This is a genomic window from Caldisericota bacterium, assembly GCA_034717215.1.
GTDB lineage: Bacteria > Caldisericota > Caldisericia > Caldisericales > Caldisericaceae > UBA646.
On sequence record JAYELD010000020.1, the window covers coordinates 41,848 to 47,936 of the forward strand.

Annotated in this window: 6 protein-coding genes; 2 read left to right on the top strand and 4 right to left on the bottom strand. The window is 36.6% G+C overall.

The window, feature by feature from the left end:
- Together U9Q18_01135 and U9Q18_01140 are read left to right on the top strand one after the other, a co-directional pair.
- Positions 1 to 282, top strand: coding sequence for a DUF503 domain-containing protein (locus U9Q18_01135; protein ID MEA3312964.1), 282 nt, complete (start codon positions 1 to 3; stop codon positions 280 to 282).
- A gap of 103 nt (positions 283 to 385) precedes the next feature.
- Positions 386 to 1,597 carry a PLP-dependent aminotransferase family protein gene (locus U9Q18_01140; GenBank protein MEA3312965.1) on the top strand — a complete coding sequence of 404 codons (1,212 nt, stop codon included), beginning with the start codon at positions 386 to 388 and terminating at the stop codon, positions 1,595 to 1,597.
- Between the two features lie 24 nt (positions 1,598 to 1,621).
- Here the strand turns inward: U9Q18_01140 and U9Q18_01145 are convergent, their stop codons facing one another.
- The 4 genes from U9Q18_01145 to U9Q18_01160 form a co-directional block, all read right to left on the bottom strand.
- On the bottom strand, positions 1,622 to 2,422 hold the full coding sequence (locus tag U9Q18_01145) for a patatin-like phospholipase family protein (protein ID MEA3312966.1): 801 nt from the start codon (positions 2,420 to 2,422) through the stop codon (positions 1,622 to 1,624).
- Entirely contained in the window at positions 2,419 to 4,413 is a 1,995-nt protein-coding gene (gene uvrB / locus U9Q18_01150; protein MEA3312967.1) for an excinuclease ABC subunit UvrB, read from the bottom strand. Before uvrB ends, U9Q18_01145 begins: the two co-directional genes overlap by 4 nt.
- Complete coding sequence (nadE, locus tag U9Q18_01155; protein MEA3312968.1) at positions 4,397 to 5,308, bottom strand: NAD(+) synthase; 912 nt, start codon at positions 5,306 to 5,308, stop codon at positions 4,397 to 4,399. The genes uvrB and nadE overlap by 17 nt, the downstream gene beginning before the upstream one ends.
- A gap of 161 nt (positions 5,309 to 5,469) precedes the next feature.
- Positions 5,470 to 6,089: copper amine oxidase N-terminal domain-containing protein (locus tag U9Q18_01160; protein ID MEA3312969.1), on the bottom strand; the 620-nt coding region annotated here is incomplete at its 5' end.

Here is a 6,089-nt window from a genome sequence, read left to right on the forward strand (position 1 = left end):
ATGCAAATAGGAATTTGCGTAGTTTGGCTTGGCATACCCGGTACGTTTTCTTTAAAAGAGAAACGGCAGGTATGTTCGAGCCTTTTTTCACGTCTCAGGAAAAATTTCAACATCTCATTGGTAGAGATTGGACAGCAAAATTCGTACCGAAAATCTGTTATTGCTGTTGTTACTGTGAATACGGAGAAGGCACATTTATACAGCACACTATCAAAGGTTGTTGAATTTATAAAGAAAGATTGTCGACTGAATATAGAAAACTATACAACTGAAGTGTTGTAGCATCGTTATTTTTGTAAGGACATTTTGATTGTTTAAACTATTTGTAGTTTGTTGATATAATTAAAAAGTGTCACTAAAATAAAAATAGTTAAAGGAGGCAAAGATGGCTTTAGAATGGGGCAAAAAGTTTTCTACTAGAAGCAAAGCAATGAAAGCCTCAGCAATTAGAGAATTATTAAAACTTGTAGACAATCCGGAAATCATTTCACTTGCCGGAGGTATGCCTGATCCGACTCTATTTCCTAAAAAAGTTCTTGCAGAGATTTCCAGAGATATCTTTCTTAACTATGGCAACAAAGCACTTCAGTATGGTGCAACCGAAGGAATCCCAGCTCTAAGGGAGGCGCTTGTTAACGCTGGTATAGAGGAGGGAATACAGAACCTTGTGAAAGAGAATCTTATTGTAACTACTGCGTCTCAGCAAGGACTGGATCTTGTAGGTAAAGTATTTATTGATCCGGGAGATGCAATTATTGTTGAAGCTCCGTCTTATGTAGGTGGTTTACAAGCTTTTTGTGCTTATGAAGCAGATTTTATTACAGTACCGCTTGATAAAGATGGGATAAAAACAGATATTTTAGAAGAAAAGCTCAGAGAAGCTGAAAAAAATGGGGTAAATATAAAATTTATGTATCTTATTCCTAATTTTCAAAATCCAGCAGGTGTTACGCTTAGCTTTGAACGAAGGAAAAAGATATTAGAATTGAGTCATCAACATGATGTACCTATTATAGAAGACGATCCGTATGGAGAAATTCGCTTTGAAGGAGAAAAAATTCCTTCTCTTGTGGAAATGGACAATATTGGTAATGTCATTGCACTCAGAACCTTTTCTAAAATCCTTGCTCCTGGATTGCGACTCGGTTGGATGATTGCAGACCAAGAGGCTATTAGCAAATTTGTGATTGCAAAGCAGAGCTCAGACCTTTGTTCTCCTTCTTCTACTCAGTATATTGCTTATGAATTTATCAGGAAGGGACATTTAAAACAGTATCTTGAGCTTGTGCGGCAAACATATAAAAAGAAAAAAGACTTAATGCTTCAAGCGATTGAAAAGTACTTCCCAAAAGAAGCAGAATGGACAAAACCGGAAGGTGGCATGTTTATTTGGGTTACTCTGCCGGATTATATCGATACAACCGAGATGTTTAAGGAAGCAATTGAGGAAAAAGTTGCTTATGTCGTAGGTAGTGCTTTCTATCCCCATGGAGAGGATAAACATCATATGAGACTTAACTTTTCTCTTCCAACACCGGAACAAATTGATGAAGGAATAAAACGACTGGGTATTTTACTAAAGAAAAAAATACATTAATATAAAGCCCCGTAAGGGGCTTTTTTATTCCTTTAGGATTTTAAGGAGGTCTGGCAGTTTTTCTTTCATTGCTTTTTCTCCTCTTCGGATAGCTTTTTGTGGTTTCCAAAAGCTATCCCATTTGATATTTTTTACATCAGGAGCAACAATGATGTCTGCTTTTTTACAATTTTCTCTTGCAATGTTATATTGTAAGATATTTATTGAATTTGATGCAACTTCGTAAAGTTCTCTGGGAGTGTTTATGAATTTTCCAGTAAATTTTGATGGTTTAAAAGAGTTTTCTAATAAATTTACTGCAATGACAATATCTGCTCCACATTTTTTAAGTGGCTCTATTGGTACTTGTAGAGAAAGTCCTCCATCGGCAAGTAGTGTATTTTCTATTCTTATTGGCTGAAACATGAAAGGTATTGAGATACTAGCACGGACTGCGTCAAGAAGATTACCTTCTTCAAAGAAAATTGGGTTTCCTGTGGCAAGGTCAGTGGAAACGGCAATAAATTTTTTTGGCAAACTTTCAATTTTATAGTCTCCGATTATTTCCTGAAACAGTTTTGTTATTTTTTTTCCTCGTACAAGCCCTAGTTTCAATGTTGGATCAAAGAGAACAGAAAGCACAGTATTCATATTTGTGCCTACAGCGATTTCTTCAATTCTTTTTGCGCTCTCTGTCACTGCATAGATGCTTCCCACTAGCGCACCAATACTCGAACCTGCAATCATATCAATTTGAATGCCAGCTTTTTCTAATACTTTAAGTACTCCTATGTGGGAAAGTCCTTTCGGACCGCCACTTCCCAGCGCAAGTCCAATTTTTCTCATTTTTTTCTCCTTTTTTTATAAAATTTGGTCAGCTCGCCAATTTTATCTCTTATCTTTGCAGCCTCTTCAAATTCTAAAATATCTGCTTTGAGGTGCATTTCTTCTTCGAGTTCTGTAATCAAAGCACTGAACTGTTCTGCGGAAAGAGCTAAAAGTGTTTTATCACCTATTTTTTCAATTTCTTTTTCGTTCTTCCACGGAAGGTCGATCAGATCTGAAATGGCCTTTCTTATAGTTTTTGGCGTAATATTATGTTCTGTGTTGTAGGCAATTTGTTTTTTCCTTCTTCTATCTGTTTCTTTTATTGCTTTTTTCATTGAATCTGTGATATTATCTGCATACATAATTACTTTTCCGGATACATTTCTTGCTGTTCGTCCCATTGTTTGTATGAGCGATACTTCGGATCTTAAAAAGCCTTCTTTATCTGCATCTAAGATGGCAACCAGTGAAACTTCAGGCAAATCAAGCCCTTCTCTCAATAAGTTTACGCCTACAAGGCAGTCAAAGCTTCCCTCACGTAGTGATTTAAGAATTTTTACTCGTTCCAGTGTTTTTATGTCGGAGTGAAGGTATTTTGCTTTTATTCCTTTTTCTGTAAGGAACATTGCTAGATCTTCTGCAAATTTTTTTGTGAGCGTTGTGACGAGTACTCTTTCTCTCTTTTTCGCTCTTTTCTGTACCTCTTTTATAAGACTGTTGATCTGGCTCGTTGCTGGGTGTATCTCAACTTCTGGGTCTACGAGTCCTGTTGGGCGAATAAGCTGTTCAGCTACTTGGTTGCTATAATCTATCTCGTTTTTGGAAGGTGTTGCAGACACAAAAATACATTGATTGATATGTTTAAGAAATTCATCAAACCGTAGTGGCCTATTGTCTAATGCAGATGGAAGTCTAAACCCATATTTTACCAGAGTGAGTTTCCTTTGATGGTCTCCACTGAACATCCCTCGTGTTTGAGGAAGTGTTATATGTGATTCGTCGATAATCATGAAAAAATCTTTTGGAAAGAAATTTAACAAAGTGTAGGGTTCTTCTCCTGGCTGTCTTCCTGAAAAGTATCGTGAATAGTTCTCTATACCGGGGCAGTAACCAACGTTTTCTAACATTTCAAGGTCGTAATTTGTCCTTTCTTCTATTCTTTGTGCCTCTACAAATTTTTGTCTTTGTTTGAAAAACTCAACGCGTTGTGCAAGCTCTTTTCGTATTTCCTTTGCATATTTATGAATTCGTTCTGTAGTTGTAATAAACTGTGACGCCGGGAAAAATGTGTACGAAGAATACTTTTTTATAATATCTCTTGTCAGAGGGTCAAATTCTGCAATTGAATCGATTTTATCATCAAAAAGTTCAAGGCGAATTGCAGTTTCTGATTCTTTTGGAAACACTTCAACTACATCTCCCTTCAACCTAAAACGTCCATTGCGAAAATCAAAATCGTTTCTCTCGTATTGTAATCTTGCAAGATTTACTGCCAAAGTATTTCTTAATATCTTTTGTCCTATTTTTACTGTTAACAGCTGCTCTTTGTATTCTTCGGGCGAGTCCCATCCATATATGCAGGAGACTGATGCTACTACAATCACGTCTTTTCGTTCTAGCAGGGCTCTTACTGTTGCATGTCTTAGCCTCGCTATATCTTCATTTATGTCTGCCGTTTTATCGATATACAGGTCGAATTGTGGTATGTATGCTTCAGGCCGATAAAAATCGTAGTAGCTTACAAAATAGTGCACTGCATTTTCAGGGAAGAATCGCTTAAACTCTGCGTATAGTTGTGCTGCTAATGTTTTATTGTGAGACAGAACCAGTGTGGGTTTTTGTATCTTTTCGATTACATTTGCCATTGTAAATGTTTTGCCTGACCCTGTGACTCCGAGTAGTGTTTGAAACTTATAACCTTTTTTTATGCCATCGATAAGTTTTTCTATAGCTTCTGGTTGATCACCCGTGGGCTTAAAGTCTGAAACGAGCTTAAATTTGTTTTCCATATTTTAGTTTTAATTTTACAGGAATATCTGCGTAAAATTTTGCACTTTCACATAGCTTTTTGATGTATTGTATCTCTCTCTCGTCGATTTTGAGTTCTTTCGCTATTTCTTTTTCGTGCAATTTATTTTCAAGGCATAAAAGGATTTGATCGACTTTTTTATATGGCAAACCTATCGCTAATTCATCTGTAATACCTGGTATAATATCTGGAGATGGTGGTTTGTTTAAAATTTGCTCCGGTACGCCCATATATTTTGCTAATTCTATCACTTCGGTTTTATACAAATCTCCAAGAGGCATTATATCTCCGACTTCGCCGTATCTTATGCAATGGCCAATGCTTAATTCTGTTTTATTGCTTGTGTCTATTACTATTTTGTTTTCTAAATTAGCGTACACATATAGAACGACAGTTATAAAGCGGGCTTTTGTTTCATAATATGCAATATCTTTCCTGTATTGCTCATTACCTTTTCCTGAAATATGATTCAGATATGCTTGTTTCTCTTTGTTAATTTCATTAAAACGTTTTTTTGCATACTTTACTTTTGCGTTTTCAGGAACGAAAAAGCCCAAAACCGACTGAAGGTTATAAACACCAAGGTTGAGCAGCGAGGCGGTAATATTCTTTTTTTTAAGTGGCACGCCTATAAAATCGGCAATGATCTGTGCATTAATTTTATTTGCTTTAGGTGTATCTCTTTCAGATATGTGTACGAGAGTGAGGTTGTCTTTTCCGATTGCTTCTTTTGCAACTGCTGCAATAACTGCACTGTCAATACCTCCGCTTATCCCAATTACTGCACCCTCTTTTTTAAGTTTGCCGGCGTATTGAGCAATAAAATCAACAATTTGCTGAACTATTTCCTTTCCAATCAATTTAAATTCTTTCATTTCGGTTTAATTATACAACAATTTTGAATGAGAAAAAGTGAGGGCTACCCTTTTTTCTTGTCACTTGGCGTAATGCATGCCAAGGAAAAGAGCAGAATGACAAAGAAAAAAAGGCAGGTGTACACCTGCCCCCTCAAAAATTTAATTATTTTTTAATTTAATTACCCACCGTATGTTATCGTTATTGTCCTGGTATCATTGTCCCAACCGACTGTACAGCCAAGGGATTCTGCAACAAATCTTAGAGGCAACATTGTTCTGCTATTTATTATAATTGGCATTACGGCGTGATTGTTTTCATCTATCCATTTTGTAACACCATTTACTTCTGCCTCTGGATTTTTTATCCAGAGCTCAATTGTTGTTCCTTTAAAATTAATCGTTATCTTTCTTGTCTCACCTTCCCAGCTGATTGTTCCACCAAGTGCTTCAACAATTGCTCTGATTGGCACAACTGTCCTCTCCCACTCAGGGATAATAACTGGCTTTGTTCCTCTTCCAGGGTCTATTTCCTGTGAAACGCCGTTAACGACCATATATGGATTATCAGGCTGCAAAGTAATAACAATTTTCTGAACAGGCTTCTCGTAAGTAACATTTAATGTAACAGTAGCTGTATGTGTTTTACCTCCGCCTGTTGCAGTGATTGTTATTGTGTAACTATCTGCTGGTGTTGAAGCAGAAGTAGAAACTGTTAAAGTTGAGGAATTTGTAGGGACAAGAGTGAATGGAGCAAATGTAGCTGTTACACCAGTTGGTAAGCCTACTGCAGAAAGAGATA